This window comes from Nakamurella deserti (genome assembly GCF_003260015.1).
GTDB classification, from domain to species: Bacteria; Actinomycetota; Actinomycetes; order Mycobacteriales; family Nakamurellaceae; genus Nakamurella; species Nakamurella deserti.
In genome coordinates this window covers 1,961,896-1,981,952 of the sequence record NZ_QCXS01000002.1, presented here as the reverse complement: position 1 = coordinate 1,981,952, position 20,057 = coordinate 1,961,896, and the positions used below count along the sequence as shown (strand labels likewise).

Genomic DNA, 20,057 nt, shown 5'->3' with positions numbered 1-20,057 from the left:
GCGTCAGCTGCTGATGGACCGGCAGGGCCGGCTGCGGAGCTCCGCGACGTAGTCGGCGGGGGCGCCGGCCACCTCGGCGGCCTCGGCGATCACCCCGAGGTAGCGGGCGGACGGCAGCCCGCCCTCGTAGGCCTGCAGCACGTACAGCCAGACCAGTTCCTCGCCGTCCAGGGTCTGCACCCGCAGCCGGATCTTCGTGTAGAGCCCGATGTCCGCGCCCTCCCACGAGTCGAGGGTCTTCTCGTCCGGGCCGGAGATGTCGTACAGCGAGACGAAGACCGAGCTGTCCGGGTCCTCGACGATGGTGGTCAGCGAACCCTCCCAGCCCATGTCCTCACCGCCGAAGGTGAGCCGCCAGCCGGGCAGCCAGCCGTGGCCGGCGAGCGGGCTGGCCGGGCAGCGCTGCATCATCTGCGCCGGGTCCATGTTCGAGCCGTAGGCGGCGTAGAGGGCCATGACGCTGAGACTAACGGGCCACCGCCCGCACCCCGGGCACGCTGTGGCCCGGCCCACGACGACGGGCCGACCCGACGGCGGGCGATACGGTGGATGCAGCCGAGTAAAGGGGGAGCCACCATGGCCCGGATCGTCATCATCGGGGGCGGCCCCGCGGGGTACGAGGCGGCGCTCGTCGCCGCCCAGTACGGCGCGGAGGTCACGCTCATCGAGGATGCGGGGATCGGTGGCGCCTGCGTGCTGTCCGACTGTGTGCCGTCCAAGACCTTCATCGCCTCCGCCGGGGCCCGCAGCGCCGTTCGCGAGTCGGCGCGGCTGGGCGTGGTGCTGGCCGGCGAGGACGTCGGGATGGACCTCAAGCGGGTCCACGACCGCGTCCACACGCTCGCCTCCGCGCAGTCGCAGGACATCCGCAACGGTCTCGTCGCGCTGGGTGTCACCATCCACGACGGCCGCGCCCGGTTCGCCGACGGCGCCGCCGGGCTGGCCGTGCACCTGGTCGAGGTCACGCCCAACGACGGCGCCGACCCGTTCCTGCTGCAGGCCGACGCCGTGCTGGTGGGCACCGGCGCGAGCCCGCGGGTGCTGCCGTCGGCGGTGCCCGACGGCGAGCGCATCCTCAGCTGGCGGCAGGTGTACGACCTGCCGGAACTGCCGGAGCACCTCATCGTCGTCGGCTCCGGCGTCACCGGCGCGGAGTTCGCGTCGGCCTACTGCGAGATGGGCGTCCGGGTCACGCTGATCTCCAGCCGCGACCGGGTGCTGCCCACCGAGGACGCCGACGCCGCCCGGGTGATCGAGGGCATCTTCGCCGACCGCGGCGTCACGCTGCTCAAGAACGCGCGCGCCGACTCGGTCGTGCGCGACGGTGACGAGGTCGTCGTGACGCTGTCCGACGGTGAGGTGCTGCGCGGCTCGCACGCCCTGATGACGGTCGGGTCGGTCCCCAACACCGCCGACCTCGGCCTGGAGCGGGTGGGCGTCACCGTCGGGCCCGGCGGCTTCATCCCCGTCGACCGGGTGTCGCGGACCAACGTCAGCGGCATCTACGCCGCCGGTGACTGCACCGGGGTGCTGATGCTCGCGTCGGTCGCCGCGATGCAGGGCCGGATCGCGATGTGGCACTACCTCGGCGACGGGGTGCCGCCGCTGCGGTTGAAGACCGTGTCGGGCAACGTGTTCACCCACCCGGAGATCGCCAACGTCGGCATCTCCCAGGCCGAGGCCGACGCCGGGGTGGTGCCCAGCCGGATGCTGATGCTGCCGCTGGCGACCAACGCCCGGGCCAAGATGACCGGCCTGAAGTACGGCTTCGTCAAGCTCTTCGTCCGCCCCGCCACCGGCATCGTCGTGGGCGGCGTGGTGGTCGCCCCGGACGCCAGCGAGCTCATCCTGCCCATCGCGATGGCGGTCCAGAACCGGCTGACCGCGAAGAACCTCGCATACAGCTTCAGCGTGTACCCGTCGCTGTCGGGGTCGCTGACCGAGATCGGGCGGCAGCTCATGCACTTCGACGGCGACCTGGGCTGAGCCCGCGGGCGGGTGCCCGGGCCGTGCGCCGGCCCGCGGTCAGCGGCGCTTGCGCGCCGGGCGGCTGCCGGCGGTGCGCCCGCCCCCGATGACCTGGGCCTCTTCAGGGGTGTCGTCGCCGCCGGTCGAGCCCGTGACGTACCGGTAGGCCAGGCCGGCGATCGCCGCTCCGAGGAGCGGCGCCAGCCAGAACAGCCACAGCTGGCCGAGGCTCTCGCCACCGACGAACAGTGCCGGGCCGGTCGAGCGGGCCGGGTTCACCGAGGTGTTGGTGACCGGGATGCTGACGAGGTGGATCAGCGTCAGGCCGAGACCGATCGCGATCGGACCGAAACCCTTCGGGGCGCGGCGGTCGGTGACGCCCAGGACGATGAAGACGAACACCGCGGTCAGCAGCACCTCGACGATGAGCGCCGAGGTCAGCGAGAAGCCGCCAGGGGAGTTGGAGCCGTAGCCGTTGGTGGCGAAGGCACCCGGCCCCGAGGGTGTCTCGAAGCCGCTCCGACCCCGGGCCACCGCGTACAGCAGGCCGGCGGCGGCGATCGCGGCCACGACCTGGGTGCCGACGTAGGGCAGCACGTCCTTGGCGCCGAAGCGCTTGCCCAGGAACAGCCCGACGGTCACCGCGGGGTTGAAGTGCCCCCCTGAGATGTGGCCCACGGCGTAGGCCATCGTCAGGACGGTGAGCCCGAACGCCAGCGCCACCCCCAGATGGCCGATGCCGACACCTGGTTTCCCGGCGACCTCGGCGGCCAGTACGGCCGAGCCGCAGCCGCCGAAGACCAACCAGAAGGTGCCGACGAACTCGACGGCGAGGCGGTGACCCAGCTTCATGTGTTTTTCCCGGTGTCCATGAGGTGCCCGGAGGTGCTCCCCGGCGGTGCGGAGACTGACTACCCAACCGGACGCTCCGGCAGCCGGTCCGGGCACCGCGGATCGGGGGTCAGGGCTTGACGGCGAGGAACACGAACGCCGCCAGCAGCACCAGGTGCACCGCGCCCTGCAGGCGGGTGGCGCGGCCGGGGACCACGGTGAGGACCCCGACGATCATCGTCAGCACCAGCAGCACCAGCTGGGTGGAGCCGAGCCCGAGCAGCAGCGGCCCGTCCAGGAAGATGGTGGCGACCGCGATGGCCGGGATGGTCAGGCCGATGCTGGCGATGGCCGAGCCCAGCGCCAGGTTCAGGCTGATCTGGATGCGTCGGCGGCGGGCCGCCCGGACGGCGGCGAGGGTCTCCGGCGCCAGCACCAGCAGTGCGATCACCACCCCCACGAACGACGGTGGGAAGCCGACCGCGGCCACTCCGGCCTCGATGGCCGGCGACTCGACCTTGGCCAACCCGACCACCGCCACCAGCGCGACCACCAGCAGCCCGAGGCTCAGCAGCGTGGTCCGCGGGGAGGGCCGCGCGGCGTGGTGCTCGCCGGAGCTCTCGTCGATGACCCCGCCCTCGTCGTCGACGGGCAGGAAGAAGTCACGGTGCCGCACGGTCTGGGTGGCCACGAAGACCCCGTAGAGGACGAGCGACGCCAGCGCGGCGAAGGTCAGCTGGGCGGAGGAGAACTCCGGTCCCGGCACGCTCGACGTGAACGACGGCAGCACCATCGTCATGGTGGCCAGCATCGCCACCGTGGCCAGCGCCGCGCCGGTGCCCTCGGCGTTGAACACCACGATGTGGTGCTTCACCGCCCCGACCAGCAGTGACAACCCGAGGATGCCGTTGGTGGTGATCATCACCGCGGCGAAGACGGTGTCCCGGGCCAGCGAGTAGGTCTCCGGGCCACCCGACAACATCAGGGTGAGGATCAGTCCGACCTCGATCACCGTCACCGCGACCGCGAGCACCAGCGACCCGAACGGCTCGCCCACCCGGTGCGCGATCACCTCGGCGTGGTGCACGCTCGCCAGCACGGCGCCGGCGAGCACCAGGCCGACCAGCACCACGACCACCGTGCCGACGTCGCGGCCGTAGGTGGCGGCCAGCGCGACCGCGGCCACCACCGGCACCACGGTCGTCCACGTCAGGTACCACGGTCGGGCCACAGCGGTGCTCATGCGCGTCATCGTGTCAGACCCGGGAGCCGTCCCCACCGGGCCGTGCGCAGCCGACCGCCGTCAGCGACCGGGGCCGCGCTCCAGCTCCGGACCGCCCTTGCCGTCGTCGCTGTTGTTGAGCATCGGACCGAGGACCGCGTAGGACAGCGGGATCAGCAGGAAGAACCACCACTGCCGGGTCGCCAGGAACAGCAGCAGCGCGATGATCGGCATCCCGCCCATCAACCCGCGCAGCAGGGCCCTGGACGGCCCGCCGCCGGCCCGGGTCGCCGGCGGCACCCCCGCCGCGCCGGCCAGGGCGCTGCCGGTGGCGCTGCGGATCGCCGGGGTGCCGGCGGCACCCGGCGCACCCACCACCGGCGGCAGGTCCCCGAAGACCTCGTCCACCTCGTCCTGGGTGCGGGCGTTCATCACCAGCGCCGACCGGTCGGCGTACTCGTCGAGGGTCAGGCGCCCGGCGGTCAGGTGCTGCTGCAGGGCGTCGGCGGCGGCGTTGCGCTCGGCGTCACCGATCCGCACGGACGGCCGCGGCCGGTCCGTGGGGTCGGGTCCGCCGGGTGGGACGGTCATCGGTACACCTTTCGGGGGAGGTTCATGCCGGGTCCGGCGGGCGCCACAGGTCGGTGACCCGGAGGCCGACCCGGTCCAGCAGCCGGCGGGTCAGCGGCAGCGAGATGCCGATCACCGAGGACGGGTCGCCGTCGACCCCGTCGATGAACCAGCCTCCGAGACCGTCGATCGTGCACGCACCCGCGACCTGCAGCGGCTCGCCGCTGGCCAGGTAGGCCTCGAGCTCCGGTTCCGTGGGCCGGCCGAAGCGGATCTGGGTCGACTCGCAGCCGTCGGCGGTGGCGACGGTGGTGCCGTCGACGATCCGCACGGCGGCGTGGCCGGTCAGCAGGGTGCCGGTGCGCCCGGACATCTGGTCCCAGTACAGCCGGGCGCGGTCGACGGTGAGCGGCTTGCCGAGCAGCGACTTGCCCATCCGCAGCATGGAGTCGCAGGCGACGACGACGCTGTCGGTGGTCAACGCCGGATCCAGCGTCCGGATCACCGCCCTGGCCTTGGCGACGGCCAGTTCGGTGACGATCTTCTCGGGCTCCGAACCGGCCATGCCGGCGATCAGTTTGTCCTCGTTGAGGTTGGCCACCCGCACCTCGGGGTCGATCCCGGCGGCGGTCAGCACCGCACGCCGGGCCGGGGAGGCGGAGGCCAGGATGAACGTGGTCATCGACGTATCGTCCCGTGTCGGGCCCGGGCGGGCGAGTGGCCGTGGACGGCGCCGGGGCGGCGACGGCGACGCGGCCGTGTACTGCCGGGCACGGGCGCCCTCCCTCCGTCGGTTGCGACCAGAATGGCACGGCCGGTCGCGCGCGGTCACGGCAGGCGTCGCGCGGGGGCGTCGCAGGACCGCGGCACGCTGCACGGACGCGGGCGAGGACCGTGGTGTGTCCGGTCCCGCCGGCACGGCCCTAGGGTCGTCGCATGACCCCTGACGACGATGCGGTGGCCGCCTCCCGGCGACCGGTCGACCTCGCGGCGGTGCGCGACGCGTCGACCGCCCGCGGACGCTGGTCGATCCGGGCGGTGGCCGAGACCGGTTCCACCAACGACGATCTGGCCGCGGCGGCACGGTCCGGGGCGGCGGACGGGACGGTGCTGATCAGCGAGTTGCAGCGGGCCGGCAAGGGCCGCCTGGGCCGGACCTGGACCGCGCCCACCGGCTCGGGCCTGACCATGAGCGTGCTGCTGTCGCTGCCGACCGTGCCGGTGCCGCGACGCGGCTGGATCGGCGCGCTCACCGGTCTGAGCCTCGCCGCGGCCGTGCGGCGCGTCGCCGGCGTGGACACGTCGCTCAAGTGGCCCAACGACCTGCTCGTCGACGGGGCGAAGTGCGCGGGTCTGCTCGCCGAGGCCACCGCCGACGGCGTCGTCGTGGGCTTCGGGCTCAACGTCACCCTGCGCCGCGAGGAGCTGCCGCGGCCCGACGCCACGTCGCTGCTGCTGGCCGGGGCGTCGCGGTGGGACCGTGCGGTGATCGCCGCGGCCGTGCTCGACGACCTCGCGCTGCGGCTCGACCGGTGGACCGCCGCGGCCGGCGACCCCGACCGGAGCGGCCTGCGGGACGACTACCGGAAGGTCTGCGCCACCCTCGGCGTCCCGGTCCGGGTGGAGCTCCCCGGCGGCGGCGCGGTCACCGGGGTGGCCCGCGACGTCACCGTCGACGGTTCGCTGGAGGTCGACACCCCCACCGGGCGGCGGGCCTTCGCCGCGGCCGACGTCCGGCACCTGCGTCCGGGCGACTGAGCCGACCCGGGCGCCCGCGGCGCGGTCGCGTGCCCGCGCCGGCCGGTCACCTCCTACAGTCGGTGCGGTGAGCGAACCCGACCCGACGCTGCTGCGGCGGCTGTCCGACATCCGCGACCGGGTCGCCGCCGCGGCCACCGCCGCGGGCCGCGACCCGGCCGACGTGCAGATCCTGCTGGCCACCAAGACGCAGCCGCCGGCGCTCATCGCCGCGGCGGTGCGGGCCGGCTTCGGCCTGATCGGGGAGAACCGGGCGCAGGAGGTCACCGGCAAGGCCGACGAACTCGCCGCGCTGCTGGCCGGGGTGCCGTTCCGGCGGCACTTCATCGGACGCCTGCAGTCCAACAAGATCAACCAGGTGGTGCCGCTGGTCGACTGCGTCGAGTCCGTCGACTCCGCCGACCTCGCCGCCAAGCTGGCTCGCCGCGCCGCCGCCGACCGTCGCCGGCTCGACGTGCTCGCCCAGGTCAACGTGTCGGGGGAGGACAGCAAGGCCGGGGTGGCGCCGGAGCAGGTCTTCGACCTCGTCGAGGCGATCGCCGCCCACGACGCGCTGCACCTGCGGGGACTGATGACCGTCGGCCTCAACTCCCCGGACCGGGACGCGGTCGCCGCCGGCTACCGGCTGCTGGCGTCGCTGCGGGACGAGATCTGCGCGCTGTCCGGCGGGTCGCGCGCCACGCCCGGTGTGCTGCCGGTGCTGTCGATGGGGATGAGCGACGACCTCGAGCTCGCCGTCGCGGCCGGGGCCACCGAGGTTCGACTCGGCTCGGCCGCGTTCGGCCCCCGGCCGGCACCGTGACCACCCCGCTGCTCAGCGCGGACGGGCTGCAATTCGTCACCGAACGGCACCTCGCGACGCTGTCCACGATGGGCCCGGACGGAGCCATCCACGTCGTCGCGGTCGGCTTCACCTGGGAGGACGGGATCGTCCGCATCATCACCACCGACGGCGGCCAGAAGGTGCGCAACGTCGAGCGGGATCCGCGGGCCACCGTCGCGCAGGTGGCCGGGCCGCAGTGGCTCAGCATCGCCGGCACCGCCGTGGTCGAACGCGGCGCCGACGAGGTCGCCCACGCCGTCGCGCTGTACGCCGGCCGGTACCGCCGGCCCCGGCCCAACCCGCGCCGGGTGGTCCTGCGGATCGCCGCCGGGCGGGTCCTCGCGTCGTCCGGTCTGCGCGCCTGAGCGCCCGCGGTGCGGGTCGGCGCGGGCCGTGCGGTCCCCGCACGTTCCGCCGCCGCACCGGGGACGTCGCGGTAGCGTGACCTCACCCCGCTGACGCGCGTCGACCCGCCCCGCGGGACGGGCAGCGGTGAACGGAGGACCCATGCCGTACCCCGACCACCTGCTGTCCCGCGGTGAGACGGTCGTCCTGCACAAGCACCCGCACTGGAAGGTGCTGGCGCTGCCGGTGCTGTGGCTGGTGCTCGTCATCGGGGCGGCGTCGTTCGGGCTCGCGCTGCTGAACTCCCGGTCCGACGACCCGGGCGTCTGGCCGCTGGTGATCACCGCCGCCGCGCTGCTGCTGATCGTCTTCCTCGTGGTCGTGCCGTTCGCGAAGTGGCGGACCGAGCACTTCGTCCTCACCGACCGGCACGTGTTCTTCCGGGCCGGGTTCTTCAAGCGGCGGGAGCACCAGATCCCGCTCGGCCGGATCCAGAACCTCGAGATCAACGTGTCGTTCTGGGGACGCATCCTCGGGTACGGCACGCTCACCGTGGAGTCGGCCGCCGACCAGCCGCTGTCGTTCTACAACGTCGCGTCACTGCCCCGGGTGCAGGGCCAGCTCAACCAGTTGATCGACGACGACCGCACCGGTGTCTCCTCGTCGGGAGGTCTCGGGGGCCGGCGCGACCGCCGATCGGAGGACGACGACCGGGGCTACGACCCGGGGCCGGGCTACGACCAGCGGTACGCCCAGGGCTACGACCAGCGGTCGGACCAGGGCTACGACCGGGGCTACGGCCAGGGGCCCGACCAGGGCTACGACGGCCGTGGGTACGACCAGGGCCGCGGCTACGGTGTGGCGCCGGGGTACGGCCGGCAGCCGTCGCCGGGACCGGGTTACGACGGCCGCGGGTACGACCAGGGCCGGGGGCCGTCGTACGGACCCACCGACCACCACGCGGCCGAGGACACCAGCACCCGGCGGATTCCGCAGATGCGTGATCAGCAGGGCCCCCGGTACGACGCCTGAGCCGATGACCGCCACCGACGACGACCCCCGCCCCGGTTCTCCGACCGGTCCGGTCGCCGCGGCCCGCGCCCGCGCGCTCGCCGGTGGCGCCGCCCGCTACCACCGGGCCAACGCCGACCGCGGCAAGCTGTTCGCGCGGGACCGCATCGCCGCCCTGGTCGACGACGGGTCCTTCGTCGAGGACGGCCGCTTCGCCAACGCGCTGGCCGACGGACTGCCCGCCGACGGGGTGGTCACCGGGCACGCCACCATCGGCGGCCGCCCCGTCGGTCTGATGGCCAACGACTCGACGGTCAAGGCCGGCTCGTGGGGCGCGCGCACCGTCGAGAAGATCATCCGGATCATCGAGCGGGCCCTCGCCGAACGCATCCCGATGGTGTACCTCGTCGATTCCGCGGGGGCCCGCATCACCGACCAGGTGCAGCTGTTCCCCGGCCGGCGGGGGGCCGGCGCCATCTTCGCCGCGCAGATCGCCGCGGGCGGCGTCATCCCGCAGGTGTGCGCGCTGTTCGGGCCGAGCGCCGCCGGCGGCGCCTACATCCCCGCGTTCTGCGACGTGGTCGTGATGGTCGAGGGCAACGCCTCGATGTATCTGGGCAGCCCCCGCATGGTCGAGATGGTGACCGGCGAGCAGACCACCCTGGAGGAGATGGGCGGCGCCCGGATGCACACCACCGTCAGCGGGGTCGGGCACCTGCTCGTCGACTCCGAGACGGCGGCGCTGGAGACGGTGGCGCGGTACCTGTCCTACTTCCCCGACCACCGCGACAGTCCGCCGCCGGCGGCGCCGGCCGTCGGCCCGGGGCCCGGGGACCTGCGCGCCCTGGTGCCGGACAACGAGCGCCAGGCCTTCGACATGCGCCGCTACGTGCGGGCGCTGGTCGACGACGGCAGCTTCCTGGAGATCCAACCGGGGTGGGCCCGGGAGATCGTCGTCGGCTACGCGCGGCTGGCCGGCCGGCCGGTCGGCGTGGTCGCCAACAACTCGATGTTCAAGGCCGGTGTGCTGTTCGTCGACTCGGCCGACAAGGCCGCGGCGTTCGTAATCACCTGCGGGGCGTTCGGCATCCCGCTGGTGTTCCTGTCCGACGTGCCCGGGTTCATGGTCGGCGCCGCGGTCGAGCGGCAGGGCATCATCCGGCACGGTGCGGCCATGATCGCCGCCGTCACCCGCGCGGCGGTGCCCAAGATCTGTGTGGTGGTCCGCAAGGCCTACGGGGCCGGCCTGTACGCGATGGCCGGACCGGGCTTCGCGCCCACCGCCACGCTGGCGCTGCCGACGGCGAAGATCGCCGTGATGGGAGCCGACGCCGCGGTCAACGCCGTGTGGGCGAACCAGATCGCCGCGCTGCCCGACGACGAGGCCCGCGCCGCGTTCGTCGCCGACCGCCGGGCCGCCTACGAGGCTGACATCGACGTGCTGCACCTCGCCGCCGAACTCGTCGTCGACGACATCGTCGAACCGGAGGACCTGCGCGACCAGCTCGTCGCCCGCCTCCGGTTCGCCGGCTCCGCCCGGGGCCCGCGCGGCTGAGCCGCCACCGCCCCGGGTACGGCGGCGACCCGGACGGCCCGGCGACACGGCGACGCCTGCCGCGCACGGCGCCGCCGTATCGTGTGTCGCGTGACGACAGTGCTCCTCGCCGAGGACGACCAGGCCATCGCCGTGCCGCTGGCGCGGGCCCTCGAGCGGGAGGGCTACGAGGTCGTCTCGGTCGACGACGGGCCGAAAGCCCTGGACATCGCCATCCACGGCCAGGTCTCGATGATCGTGCTGGACCTGGGCCTGCCGACCTACGACGGGCTCGAGGTCTGCCGGCGCATCCGGGCGGCCGGCAAGGAGATCCCGGTCCTGATGCTGACCGCCCGCACCGACGAGATGGACGTCGTGGTCGGGCTGGACGCCGGTGCCGACGACTACGTGGGCAAGCCGTTCCGGGTCTCGGAGGTCCTCGCCCGGGTCCGTGCGCTGCTGCGCCGCGCCACCCCCGACCTGTTGCAGGTCAACGGTGTCCAGCTGGACACCGGGGCGCGCCGCGTCTTCGTCGAGGACGCCGAGGTGGTGCTGTCGTTCAAGGAGTTCGAGCTGCTGCGGCTGCTGATGGCCAACGCCGGCCAGGTGGTACCGCGGGAGCGCATCCTGGCCGAGGTGTGGCCGGACCTCGAGCAGAAGAACTCCAAGACGCTGGACATGCACATGTCGTGGCTGCGTCGCAAGCTCGCCGGACCCGAGGCGGCGGCCGCCGGCGGCACCCCGGAATCGCTGATCGCCACCATCCGGGGTCTCGGCTTCCGCTTCAACGACAGCTGACCCCGCCCCCATGCGCACGCGCCTGCTGCGCACCACCATCGGTCTCGTCCTCGTCACGGTGCTGGTGCTGGGCATCCCGCTGACCCTGGTGTCGGGTTTCCTGGTCTCCGACGGTGTGCGCAGCTCCATCGCGGTACGGGCCGAATCCATCGCGGCGGCCCTCAGCGAGCAGCTGGTGGACACCGACACCATCGACCTGTCCGCCGTCGCCGGGTCGGTGCCGCCGGGCTGGCGGCTCGAGGTCCGCAGCGCGGACGGCGCCGTGGACGCCATCGGCGCCCCCGACGACGGGTCCCTGGTGTCGGTCAGCCTGCCCAGCCCCGGCGGCACGCTGGTGCTGGCCAGCCCTCCGGACGAGTTGCGCACCGCGCGGTGGCGGGCCTACGGCCTCGTCGCCGGGGCGGTGCTGCTGTCGCTGGTCGTCGGGGTCGGCATCGCGCGGATCACCGCGAGCCGGCTGGTCAGCCCGCTGTCGGTGCTGACCGAACGCGCCGCGCGGCTGGGGGCGGGGGACTTCCGGACGTCGGCGCAGCGGTTCGGCATCGCCGAGCTCGACCGCGTCGCGGAGGTGCTGGACGCGACCGCCCTGCAGGTCGCCGGGATGCTGCAGGGGGAGCGGGAGCTGGCCAGCGACGTGTCGCACCAGCTGCGCACCCGGCTGACCGGCATCCAGCTGCGGCTGGACGAGCTGGCGTCGCACCCGGACCCGGCGGTGCGGTCGGAGATCGAGCACGCCCTGCAGCAGACCGACCGGCTCGTCGGGGTGGTCAACGACCTGCTGGCCACGGCCCGGTCCCGCCGGGCGGCCAGTGCCAGCGCGCTCGACCTGGACGCCGAGCTGGCCGAGGTCGCCGCGAGCTGGAAGGACACCTTCGCGGTCGTGTCCCGGCCGCTGGAGGTCACCGGCGACCACGGGCTGTCGGTACGCGCCACGCCCGTCCGGCTGCGCGAGGCCCTGGGGGTGCTGCTCGACAACTCGCTCCAGCACGGCGCCGGGCCGGTCGTCGTTCACGTGGAGGAGCGGGTCGGCCAGGGGCTGGTGCTGGTGGAGGTGACCGACGCCGGGCCCGGGATCGCGGACCCGCTGGTGCCGCACGTCTTCGACCGTGGGGTGTCCGGGGCGTCCTCGTCGGGGCTGGGGCTCGGTCTCGCCCGGGCGTTCGTCGAGGCCGACGGGGGGCGGCTGGAACTGCGCCGGCCGCGACCGGCGACGTTCGGCATCTTCCTGGCCGCCGCGGGCGACGGCTCGCCGGTCACCGCGCCGCTGTCACCGGCCTGACCGGGCCGTCCGGGACCGTCGGGTGCGGGGTGTCGCCGGCCGGGCGGTCAGCGTTGCGGCGGCTCGCCGCCGGCCGGGGCGGTCAGCGTTGCCGCGGCTCGCCGCCGGTCGGCCGGGTGACGGCCACCGGACCGTCGGGCGTACCCGGGGCGGTGTGGTCGGCGCCGGTGATGTGCCCGTCGGCGTGCGGGTGCGGGGGGATGTTGAAGGTCAGCTCGTTCTCCAGCACCGGGGCCTCGTCGGGCTCCACGCCCTCCTCGACGAGCTCGGGGAACACCCACTTCTGGTACGCCCAGTAGCGGAAGGCCATCGCCAGGACGGTCCCGATCAGGGATCCGGACACGAAGTCGGCGACGGTCTCGGTGAACGGCGTGTAGTTCTCGGCGTTGAAGCCCAGCAGATAGTGTGAGATGCCCAGCGGCGCCAGGTTGACCAAAATGCCGATGCTGTTGAGCAGGAAGAACAGCGCCGCCTCGTGGTGCCGCTCGCGGCCGCCGCGGTCGTTGAACGACCACTCCCGGTTGAGCACGTAGTTCACGATCATCGCCACCAGGATCGCGATGATCTTGGCGGTGAGGATCTTGTCGGGCAGCACGGTGTGCTTGAGGAAGAAGAACAGTCCGGTGTCGATGATCCAGGTCGTACCGCCCACCACGAGGAACTTGGCGAACTGGCGGTACTTCGGCGGCAGCACCCGCCGTACTGAATCGATGATGCTCATCGGGACATCCTACGGAGCGGGGATGCGGAAATCCTGAGTCCGCCGGGGGCGTCAGCCACCGGGTGTCGCCGCCGGTCCGATGGCCAGCACCGGCCCGATCCACACCCCGTCGTCGCGGTGGACGCTGTCCAGGGCGTTGCCGAACACCAGCGTTCCGGTGGCGTCCCCGAGCTGGCCGGCGCCGAACGCGAGCAGGTCGTAGCCCACGGTGTACTTCTCGCCGTCGCGTTCGAGGGTGCCGTCGATGGCGGTCGGCAACGCGGTGCCGCCGAGGGTCAGCGACTTGGTGCCCCAGGGGTCGGTCGCCCAGAGCGTCACGTAGAGGTCGGTGAGCGGGGAGGTGACGTCCCCGAGCGGTGCCCGGAGCGGCCGGTTCTTCGTCGGCAGCAGGCGGGTGCTCGCGTTGGTGTAGGTCACCGTCGAGGTGGCCATGGTCGGGTCGGCCCAGATCACCGACAGCGACCACGCGGCGAAGGGGGTCGTGTTCTCCACATCCGTCAGCGCCGCGGCGAGACCGTCGACGAAGATCGTGCTGTCTCCGGTGATCAGCGAGGTCACGTCGGCGTGATGGGCGTTCATCCGGTCGCCGTCGGGGGTGACGACGGGCAGCGCCGTCCCGGTGACCTCGGTGGTGGTGTCGTCGACGTGCAGCGCCACGGTGTCGTCGCCGGTGCTGCCGGCGGCGGCCCAGGTCAGTTCGGCCCACACCACGGTGCGCCCGCCGGTGACCAGCTCGCGGGCGCTGGCGGGCTCCACCGGCACCAGGCTGTAGCCCTTCTGGCCGCAGACGCCGATCGCCCCGAGCCGGGGGAGGTCGCAGAAGATCATCGGCGCGGCCACCGAGGTGCCGCCGAACGGGCCCGTCATGGTCACCGACGCCGAGGAGTCCAGCGGCAGCACCGTGATCGGGGTCTCGGCCTGCAGCTCACGGCCGCCGGCGTCGGACACCGCGACCTGCTGGTCGCCCTCGGCGCTCGGCGTGGCGACGGTGTCCAGGGTCAGCGGGCCGACCTGGCCGGTCTCGTCCGGAGCGCACTCCCAGTCGGTGCCGGACGGCAGCAGCACGCAGCCCTCCGGCGCGGCGGAGACGTACAGCGTCGGGGTGAGCGCGGTGGGCACGGTGACCGGGCCCGGGTTGGTGACGCCCTCCGCGGGGGTCGCGGTGAGCACGAACTGGCTGTTGGTGCCGGCCGCGACCGGGCCGGTGGGGACGATCTGCACGGTGGCGAAGCCGCTGGCGACCTCGACGTCGGTGAGGTCGAGCACCGGCGCTTCGTAGACGGTCAGCGAGACGTCGGTGGCGGTGGCGGTGGGATCGACCTGGACCTGCAGGGTCAGTTCGACGGTGGCCCCGGGGGCCAGCTCGGGCAGCGGGCAGCTGCTGCCGTCGCAGATCACGTCACCGGGAGCGGCGGCGGCCCGGGCGAACGCGACCGAACCGGTGCGCAGCGCGGGCGTCGAGACACCGGCGGCCACCAGGTTGACGCCCTGACCGGCGGTGAGGGTGGCCGTGCCGGCGGGCTGGGTGGATCCGCCCGCGTTGGTGACGGTCAGCGTGACCGTCTGGGTGCGGCCGGCGGTGAGACCGGAGATGCCGGTGGTGAGGTTGACGTTCACCGCGGCCGGCGTCGGCGCCGGCGGGGTCGGCGCGGGTGGGGTGGTGACCGGCGGCGGAGCGGGGGTCGTCCCGGGGGACGTGGCGGGCGGGGTGCTGGCGGGCGGGGTGCTGACGGGCGGGGTGGTGACGGGCGGCGTGACCACCGGGGTGGTGCCGGGCGCGGTGACGGCGGGGGTGCCCGGTGCGGACGGTTCGTCCTCGGCGTCCGTCGGGCCGCCGGTGCCGGCGCCCGGGGTGAGCGGCGGCAGCGGGACCGACGACGGCGACGAACCGTCGGTGGGCAGGGTCGGGACGGCGGGCGATCCGGTGCCGGGATAGCTGCCGGGTCCGGGCAGGCCGTACTCCTCGGCCAGCACGCTCGGGTCGACCGGCGGCGGGATGCTCGCGGTGTTGCGGGGTGCCTCCACCGGCTCGCCCTGGCTGTCGACGGTCGGCGGGGTGACGGTGATGCCGGGGATGCCGGCGAACGGGTCGGTGCCGCTGTCGGTGGTTCCCGCGGTGGCGCCGGTGGAGGCGCTCGGGAACTGGGTGTTGAGCGGGTCCGCGGTCTGGTTGCCGCCACCGGGAGTGGCGAGGCCGACGACCACGGCCGTCACCGTGGCGACGGCGGCGGCCATCACGCCCCCGGTGACCACGGCCGGGGTGAGGACGGCGGTGCTGATCTTGGCCGCGGCACCGAACTTGAGCAGGGTGCTGCCCACGCCGGCGCCGGTGACTGAGGCGCCCACCTGGGTCAGCACCGGCACGGCGGGCAGGGTGGCGATGTAGCCGGCGGCGGCGGAGCCGAGCAGCAGCGGGGCGAGCAGCCCCCGCAGGCCGGAGTTGATCTCGCTGAGCTCGGCGGCCAGCGCCGGGCAGCGGTCGCACTCGGCCAGGTGGGCCTGCACCTGCGCGGTCTCCCGCTTGGAGAGGCCGCCGCGGGTGTAGGCGCCCAGCCGGTCGATGGTGGCCCGGCAGCGCTCGGCGACCGTCTCGGCCATGTGCACCTGCAGGTACGCCTCGCGGAGCCCCTCACGTGCCCGGAAGGCCAGCGAGGTCACCGCGTTCGGCGACATCCCCAGGATCAACCCGACCTCGGCGGGGGACTGGCCCTCGACCTGGGTGTGCCACAGGATGGTCCGCCACCGCTCGGGGAGCTGACCGAAGGCCTTCGCGACGAAGGAGTTCTCCATCTGCAGCAGCACCGGGTCGTCGACGTCGACGGCGACCTCGTGGGCGGTGATGTCGTCGGTGAACTGCAGCCGCTTGTCCTTGCGGGTGCGGTCGTAGGCGGTGTGCCGCAGCGTGGTGAACAGATAGGCGCGGAACGCCGAGTCGGGTCCGCGGCCGTCCAGCATGGTGTCCAGCACCCGGGCGAACGACTCCGCCACCAGGTCGTCGGCCTCGGCGCCGGAGACCGAGATCTGCCGGGCCAGCGCACCGGCCGCACGTGAGTGCCGTCCGTAGAGCTCACCGAACGCCGTGCGATCGCCGTCCCGGACGCGGGAGATGAGTTCGGCGTCGCTGGGAGCGTTGTCGGAACCGACGATCGACTCCATGGGGCGTGGACGTCCTCTCGGGTGCTGCGCGGAAGCTGCGCTGCGGGTGCAGCGCGGGTGGTGCGGGTGGTGCGGTCGCGCGGCAGACCCCGGGGGCACCGCGGGTGCGGTGTGGTCCGACGGCGATTGTCCACCACCGGCACCGCGGTCGTCGGCGACCACCGGGCCGCTGTCGGTCGGGTGGCGGTGCTGCTGCCGTCGTGGCCGGATGGTGTCGATGGAGGGACGCCGGAGGTTCCCGGCCGTCACGCCGTCGGCAGGGGAAATCTCCTGACGGCGATTCTACGTCTGCTGAGCGTGGCGAGTAGTCACTGTTCGTGATCACACCCGGTCGGACGGAACTCACCGTCACCCCGGTCGCGGACCGTGACGACGCACCCGGCACGATGGGTCCGGTCGGAGGACGTCGACAAATGGTGCGCCGTTTCGCGTGACAGCGAGCCAGCATCGGCGTTCCTTCCGCAGAGGCCCGGGCCGGATGGCGACCGGGCCGGCGGAACAGTGGACGACAGGATGGGAACTTCTCGGATGAGGCTGGCGATGGCGGTTACGGCGAGCACCCTGCGGGTCGAATGGTCCAGCCGTTCACTCGCGGCCTCGTGGGCGTTCCCGTCCGACTGGGACAGCCCCGCGGTCGACGCGGTCTGCGAGGCGCTGGCCGGCAATGGCGACGTCTTCCCGGCGGCGGAACGGCTGGGCCGGGTCCGGGCCGCGTCCGGCGTGGCCCTGGGCGAGACCCTCGCCGACATCGACCAGCTGATCGCGCTGGTGCACCCCCGGCACGCCGAGATGCTCCGCCGGGCGGTGTCCCTCGGCTGGGCCGACCGGGTCGTCGGGCCGGGTGCGGAGCTGTCCGACCCGCTGACCGGGCTCGCGTCCAAGGACTACCTGATGCTGCGGCTGGCCGAGGTCTACGCCTCCTGCGGCGCCAACGGTCTGGACCCGTCGTCGGAGTACGCCCTGGCCGTGGTCCGGGTGGAGCTCGCCACCCGCAGTGTGTGGCAGCGGGTGCTGCCGATGATCCACATCGGCGAGAGCATGCGGGTCGTCTTCGACGCGGGTGAGTCGCTCGCCCGGCTGGGTGAGCCGATGGCCGTGGCGCTGACGCGGCGCACCCCCAGCCTGGACCGTCGGGTGCAGTTGCTGGCCCGGTTGATCGCCACCAGGACCGCGGCCGACCCCGACGCCCACGTGTCCTCCCCGCGGGTGTGGGTCGAGACGCTGCCGTCGAGCTACCAGGGCGCCCGGGCGCTGCTGACCGACCTGGGGCGCTGACCGGCCGCAGCCCGGTGGGCCGGAGCGCCCGGCCCCCACCGTCGGTCGCCGGCAGGACGCGACCCGTCGCGTCGGCCGCCGGTCGACCGGCGGCGGTGGTGCCGCCCGATAGGCTCTCGCGTCGTGGATGCGCGTACCGGGATGCCCCGGGTGGGAATGGTCGGCGGCGGACAACTGGCCCGTATGACGCACCAGGCGGCGATCCCGCTGGGGCAGTCGCTGCGGGTCCTCGCCGAATCCCCCGACGACTCCGCGGCGCTGGTCGCCGCGGACGTCGAGATCGGCACCCACACCGACGTCGAGGCGCTCCGGCGCTTCGCCGCCGGCTGCGACGTCGTCACCTTCGACCACGAGCACGTCCCCAACGACCTGATCGCGGCGCTGACCGCGGAAGGGCACACGCTGCTGCCGTCCGCGCCGGCGTTGGTCTTCGCTCAGGACAAGGGGGCGATGCGCCGTCGGCTCGCCGAGCTCGGCCTCCCGGTACCGGCGTTCGCGGTCCTGCCCGGCGGAACCGGCGAACGCCCGGACCTCGCCGCGTTCGCCGGGACCCACGGCTGGCCGGTGGTGCTCAAGACGTGCCGGGGCGGCTACGACGGTCGCGGCGTCTGGGTGTTGCGGGACGCGGCGGCGGCCGCCGAGGTGGTGGCCGGCATCCCGGACGACGCGGACCTCCTCGTCGAGGAGCTGGTCCCGCTGCGACGCGAGCTGGCCGCGGTGGTGGCCCGGTCGCCGTTCGGTCAGGCCGCCGCCTGGCCGGTCGTGGAGACCGTGCAGCAGGACGGCATCTGCGTCGAGGTGATCGCACCCGCGCCCGACCTGTCCGGGGACCGCGCGGTCGCGGCGGGGGAGCTGGCGCTGCACCTCGCCGCCACCCTCGACGTGGTCGGCGTGCTGGCCGTCGAGCTCTTCGAGGTGACGCCCAGCGACGCGCACCCCGACGGGCTGGTGATCAACGAACTCGCCATGCGGCCGCACAACTCGGCGCACTGGACCCAGGACGGCGCCGTGACCAGTCAGTTCGAACAGCACCTGCGCGCGGTCCTGGACTACCCGCTCGGTGCCGCCACCGCGGTCCACCCGTGGACCGTGATGGCCAACGTCATCGGAGCGCGACCCCCGGCGGGGGTGCCGACCACCGGGATGGACGAGCGGGCGCACCACCTGGGCGCCCGGTTCCCGACCGCCAAGGTGCACCTGTACGGCAAGTCGTTCCGGCCCGGCCGCAAGCTCGGGCACGTCAACGTCGGCGGCGCCGACCTGCCCGAGGTGCGGCGGATCGCGCAGCTCGCCGGCCACTACCTGTCCGCGGGGGTGTGGGCCGACGGGTACACGCTCCCGCCGCACGAGCCGTCGGTGACCCCCGGGCGTGAGACGGTGGTCCGGTGACCGAGCTCCCCGTCGTCGGCGTCATCATGGGTTCCGATTCCGACTGGAACGTGATGAAGGCCGCGGCCGACGTCCTGCGCGACTTCGACGTCCCCCACGAGGTCTCCGTGGTGTCGGCCCACCGCACCCCGGACCGGATGATCGACTACGCCCGCACGGCGGCCGACCGCGGTCTCAAGGTGATCATCGCCGGCGCCGGCGGTGCGGCCCATCTGCCCGGGATGGTCGCCTCGACCACCGTGCTGCCGGTGATCGGTGTGCCGGTGCCGCTGGCCCGGCTGGACGGGATGGACTCGCTGCTCTCGATCGTCCAGATGCCGACCGGCATCCCGGTGGCCACGGTGTCCATCGGCGGTGCCGCCAACGCCGGTCTGCTGGCCGTCCGGATCCTGGCGACCGGATCGCCGCGACTGGCTGGCCGGTTGGCCGACCACGCCGCTAGTCTCGCGGACATGGTGATCGAAAAGGATGCGGCCCTGCAGCGGGCCATCACTGGTTGATGCGGCTCTTCGCGGCGGTCGTGCCGCCACCCGAGGCCGTCGGACATCTCGAGGAGTTCCTCGACGGGTTGCGCACCGCGCGCCCCGATCTGCGGTGGGTCCCGCCCGCGCGGTGGCACCTGACGCTGCAGTTCCTGGGCGAGTGCGGACCGTACGAGGTCGAACGGCAACGCGACCGGTGGGAGCGCCGTGCCCTGCGCAGCCGGCCGATGCAGGTCCGACTGGCCGGCGCCGGGGCGTTCCCGCACCCGTGGATGGCCCGGGCGGTGTGGGTCGGGCTGGCCGGTGCGGTCGACGCCTTCTCGGCCCTCGCGGCGGACGACCAGGTGCCGCACCTGACCGTCGCCCGGACCCGGGAGCGCGCCGAGCTGTCGGCGCTGGTGGACGAGGTGGCGCACTACGACGGCCCGACGTGGACCGCTCACGAGCTGGTGCTCGTCGAGTCCCGGCTGGGCGCCGAGACCGGGCCGCGCTACCGGCCGCTGGAGACCGTCCCGCTGGGCGAGGAGAGCGACCGCTACGGATCCTGGGCCCTCCCGGGCTGAGTGGGTGGGCCCCGGCGCGGCGGTGTGGCGTGGTCGTGCGCGGTGGCGGTGGGCCGGCGGCGCGGTGGTGGCGCCCGGAGCGGCCCGGTGCCCGGTGACCCGGCCCGGGGACCGGGCCGGGCGCGCACCCACCCTTTGCGCGCCCGACGCGGTCCCCGGGGTACCGACGCGTCAGCGTGCCGCACCCGCCGACGCTCCGGACGCCCGGCAGGTCTGTCGACGCCGCCGGTACCGGCCTTCCCGGGGTGGTGCCGCGCGGCTCGGGTCCGTCCCGTCGACGTACGGTCCGGCGGCCGGTGGCGCGGGACGACCCCTGCCGCCGCAAGCTACTG

At 73.8% G+C, this 20,057-nt stretch carries 19 protein-coding genes; 12 read left to right on the top strand and 7 right to left on the bottom strand.

The window, feature by feature from the left end:
• Window positions 1–3 precede the first annotated feature (3 nt).
• Window positions 4–456 carry a gamma-glutamylcyclotransferase family protein gene (locus DB033_RS09005; protein ID WP_111766374.1) on the bottom strand — a complete coding sequence of 151 codons (453 nt, stop codon included), beginning with the start codon at window positions 454–456 and terminating at the stop codon, window positions 4–6.
• Between the two features lie 120 nt (window positions 457–576).
• On the opposite strand from DB033_RS09005, the gene DB033_RS09000 reads away from it, so the two are divergent.
• Complete coding sequence (locus DB033_RS09000; protein ID WP_111766373.1) at window positions 577–1,986, top strand: NAD(P)H-quinone dehydrogenase; 1,410 nt, start codon at window positions 577–579, stop codon at window positions 1,984–1,986.
• 39 nt (window positions 1,987–2,025) lie between these two features.
• Here the strand turns inward: DB033_RS09000 and aqpZ are convergent, their stop codons facing one another.
• From aqpZ to DB033_RS08980, 4 genes are all read right to left on the bottom strand, one after another.
• On the bottom strand, window positions 2,026–2,820 hold the full coding sequence (gene aqpZ, locus DB033_RS08995) for an aquaporin Z (protein ID WP_170315505.1): 795 nt from the start codon (window positions 2,818–2,820) through the stop codon (window positions 2,026–2,028).
• 109 nt (window positions 2,821–2,929) lie between these two features.
• Window positions 2,930–4,042 (bottom strand): calcium:cation antiporter, encoded by a 1,113-nt coding sequence (locus tag DB033_RS08990; RefSeq protein WP_170315504.1) that lies wholly within the window; start codon window positions 4,040–4,042, stop codon window positions 2,930–2,932.
• A 60-nt stretch (window positions 4,043–4,102) separates the two neighbouring features.
• Window positions 4,103–4,612, bottom strand: a complete 510-nt coding sequence (locus tag DB033_RS08985) for a DUF1707 SHOCT-like domain-containing protein (RefSeq protein ID WP_111766372.1) — start codon at window positions 4,610–4,612, stop codon at window positions 4,103–4,105.
• 22 nt (window positions 4,613–4,634) lie between these two features.
• Window positions 4,635–5,273 (bottom strand): Maf family protein, encoded by a 639-nt coding sequence (locus DB033_RS08980; protein ID WP_111766371.1) that lies wholly within the window; start codon window positions 5,271–5,273, stop codon window positions 4,635–4,637.
• Between the two features lie 254 nt (window positions 5,274–5,527).
• Here DB033_RS08980 and DB033_RS08975 point away from each other — a divergent pair, with 254 nt between their 5' ends.
• From DB033_RS08975 to DB033_RS08945, 7 genes are all read left to right on the top strand, one after another.
• Window positions 5,528–6,349 carry a biotin--[acetyl-CoA-carboxylase] ligase gene (locus DB033_RS08975; RefSeq protein ID WP_111766370.1) on the top strand — a complete coding sequence of 274 codons (822 nt, stop codon included), beginning with the start codon at window positions 5,528–5,530 and terminating at the stop codon, window positions 6,347–6,349.
• A gap of 67 nt (window positions 6,350–6,416) precedes the next feature.
• Window positions 6,417–7,151, top strand: a complete 735-nt coding sequence (locus DB033_RS08970; protein ID WP_170315503.1) for a YggS family pyridoxal phosphate-dependent enzyme — start codon at window positions 6,417–6,419, stop codon at window positions 7,149–7,151.
• Complete coding sequence (locus DB033_RS08965) at window positions 7,148–7,537, top strand: TIGR03618 family F420-dependent PPOX class oxidoreductase (RefSeq protein ID WP_240615804.1); 390 nt, start codon at window positions 7,148–7,150, stop codon at window positions 7,535–7,537. Before DB033_RS08970 ends, DB033_RS08965 begins: the two co-directional genes overlap by 4 nt.
• 142 nt (window positions 7,538–7,679) lie before the next feature.
• Entirely contained in the window at window positions 7,680–8,549 is an 870-nt protein-coding gene (locus DB033_RS21660; RefSeq protein ID WP_111766369.1) for a PH domain-containing protein, read from the top strand.
• 4 nt (window positions 8,550–8,553) lie between these two features.
• Window positions 8,554–10,083 carry an acyl-CoA carboxylase subunit beta gene (locus DB033_RS08955; protein ID WP_111766368.1) on the top strand — a complete coding sequence of 510 codons (1,530 nt, stop codon included), beginning with the start codon at window positions 8,554–8,556 and terminating at the stop codon, window positions 10,081–10,083.
• A gap of 90 nt (window positions 10,084–10,173) precedes the next feature.
• Window positions 10,174–10,860, top strand: coding sequence for a response regulator transcription factor (locus DB033_RS08950; RefSeq protein ID WP_111766367.1), 687 nt, complete (start codon window positions 10,174–10,176; stop codon window positions 10,858–10,860).
• A gap of 10 nt (window positions 10,861–10,870) precedes the next feature.
• Window positions 10,871–12,139: an ATP-binding protein gene (locus DB033_RS08945; RefSeq protein WP_111766366.1), complete on the top strand. Its 1,269-nt coding sequence runs from the start codon at window positions 10,871–10,873 to the stop codon at window positions 12,137–12,139.
• Between the two features lie 82 nt (window positions 12,140–12,221).
• On the opposite strand, the gene DB033_RS08940 is transcribed toward DB033_RS08945, so the two are convergent.
• Window positions 12,222–12,860: a GtrA family protein gene (locus DB033_RS08940; RefSeq protein WP_111766365.1), complete on the bottom strand. Its 639-nt coding sequence runs from the start codon at window positions 12,858–12,860 to the stop codon at window positions 12,222–12,224.
• 51 nt (window positions 12,861–12,911) lie between these two features.
• Window positions 12,912–16,016, bottom strand: coding sequence for a sigma-70 family RNA polymerase sigma factor (locus DB033_RS08935; RefSeq protein ID WP_111766364.1), 3,105 nt, complete (start codon window positions 16,014–16,016; stop codon window positions 12,912–12,914).
• Window positions 16,017–16,556: 540 nt separating this feature from the next.
• On the opposite strand from DB033_RS08935, the gene DB033_RS08930 reads away from it, so the two are divergent.
• The 4 genes from DB033_RS08930 (at window position 16,557) to thpR (ending at window position 19,725) form a co-directional block, all read left to right on the top strand.
• Entirely contained in the window at window positions 16,557–17,291 is a 735-nt protein-coding gene (locus DB033_RS08930; RefSeq protein WP_111766363.1) for a hypothetical protein, read from the top strand.
• A 123-nt stretch (window positions 17,292–17,414) separates the two neighbouring features.
• A complete protein-coding gene (locus DB033_RS08925; RefSeq protein WP_111766362.1) occupies window positions 17,415–18,680 on the top strand; it encodes a 5-(carboxyamino)imidazole ribonucleotide synthase in 1,266 nt (421 codons plus the stop codon).
• Window positions 18,681–18,706: 26 nt separating this feature from the next.
• Window positions 18,707–19,180, top strand: coding sequence for a 5-(carboxyamino)imidazole ribonucleotide mutase (gene purE, locus DB033_RS08920; protein WP_111767363.1), 474 nt, complete (start codon window positions 18,707–18,709; stop codon window positions 19,178–19,180).
• A complete protein-coding gene (thpR, locus tag DB033_RS08915; RefSeq protein ID WP_111766361.1) occupies window positions 19,180–19,725 on the top strand; it encodes an RNA 2',3'-cyclic phosphodiesterase in 546 nt (181 codons plus the stop codon). The genes purE and thpR overlap by 1 nt, the downstream gene beginning before the upstream one ends.
• The last annotated feature ends 332 nt before the right edge of the window (window positions 19,726–20,057 follow it).

Coding starts and splice junctions, on each gene's coding strand:
- DB033_RS09005 (WP_111766374.1), bottom strand. CDS start 456: ATGGCCCTCTACGCCGCCTACGGCTCGAACATGGACCCGGCGCAGATG.
- DB033_RS09000 (WP_111766373.1), top strand. CDS start 577: ATGGCCCGGATCGTCATCATCGGGGGCGGCCCCGCGGGGTACGAGGCG.
- aqpZ (WP_170315505.1), bottom strand. CDS start 2,820: ATGAAGCTGGGTCACCGCCTCGCCGTCGAGTTCGTCGGCACCTTCTGG.
- DB033_RS08990 (WP_170315504.1), bottom strand. CDS start 4,042: ATGAGCACCGCTGTGGCCCGACCGTGGTACCTGACGTGGACGACCGTG.
- DB033_RS08985 (WP_111766372.1), bottom strand. CDS start 4,612: ATGACCGTCCCACCCGGCGGACCCGACCCCACGGACCGGCCGCGGCCG.
- DB033_RS08980 (WP_111766371.1), bottom strand. CDS start 5,273: ATGACCACGTTCATCCTGGCCTCCGCCTCCCCGGCCCGGCGTGCGGTG.
- DB033_RS08975 (WP_111766370.1), top strand. CDS start 5,528: ATGACCCCTGACGACGATGCGGTGGCCGCCTCCCGGCGACCGGTCGAC.
- DB033_RS21660 (WP_111766369.1), top strand. CDS start 7,680: ATGCCGTACCCCGACCACCTGCTGTCCCGCGGTGAGACGGTCGTCCTG.
- DB033_RS08955 (WP_111766368.1), top strand. CDS start 8,554: ATGACCGCCACCGACGACGACCCCCGCCCCGGTTCTCCGACCGGTCCG.
- DB033_RS08945 (WP_111766366.1), top strand. CDS start 10,871: ATGCGCACGCGCCTGCTGCGCACCACCATCGGTCTCGTCCTCGTCACG.
- DB033_RS08940 (WP_111766365.1), bottom strand. CDS start 12,860: ATGAGCATCATCGATTCAGTACGGCGGGTGCTGCCGCCGAAGTACCGC.
- DB033_RS08935 (WP_111766364.1), bottom strand. CDS start 16,016: ATGGAGTCGATCGTCGGTTCCGACAACGCTCCCAGCGACGCCGAACTC.
- DB033_RS08930 (WP_111766363.1), top strand. CDS start 16,557: ATGGCGGTTACGGCGAGCACCCTGCGGGTCGAATGGTCCAGCCGTTCA.
- purE (WP_111767363.1), top strand. CDS start 18,707: ATGGGTTCCGATTCCGACTGGAACGTGATGAAGGCCGCGGCCGACGTC.
- thpR (WP_111766361.1), top strand. CDS start 19,180: ATGCGGCTCTTCGCGGCGGTCGTGCCGCCACCCGAGGCCGTCGGACAT.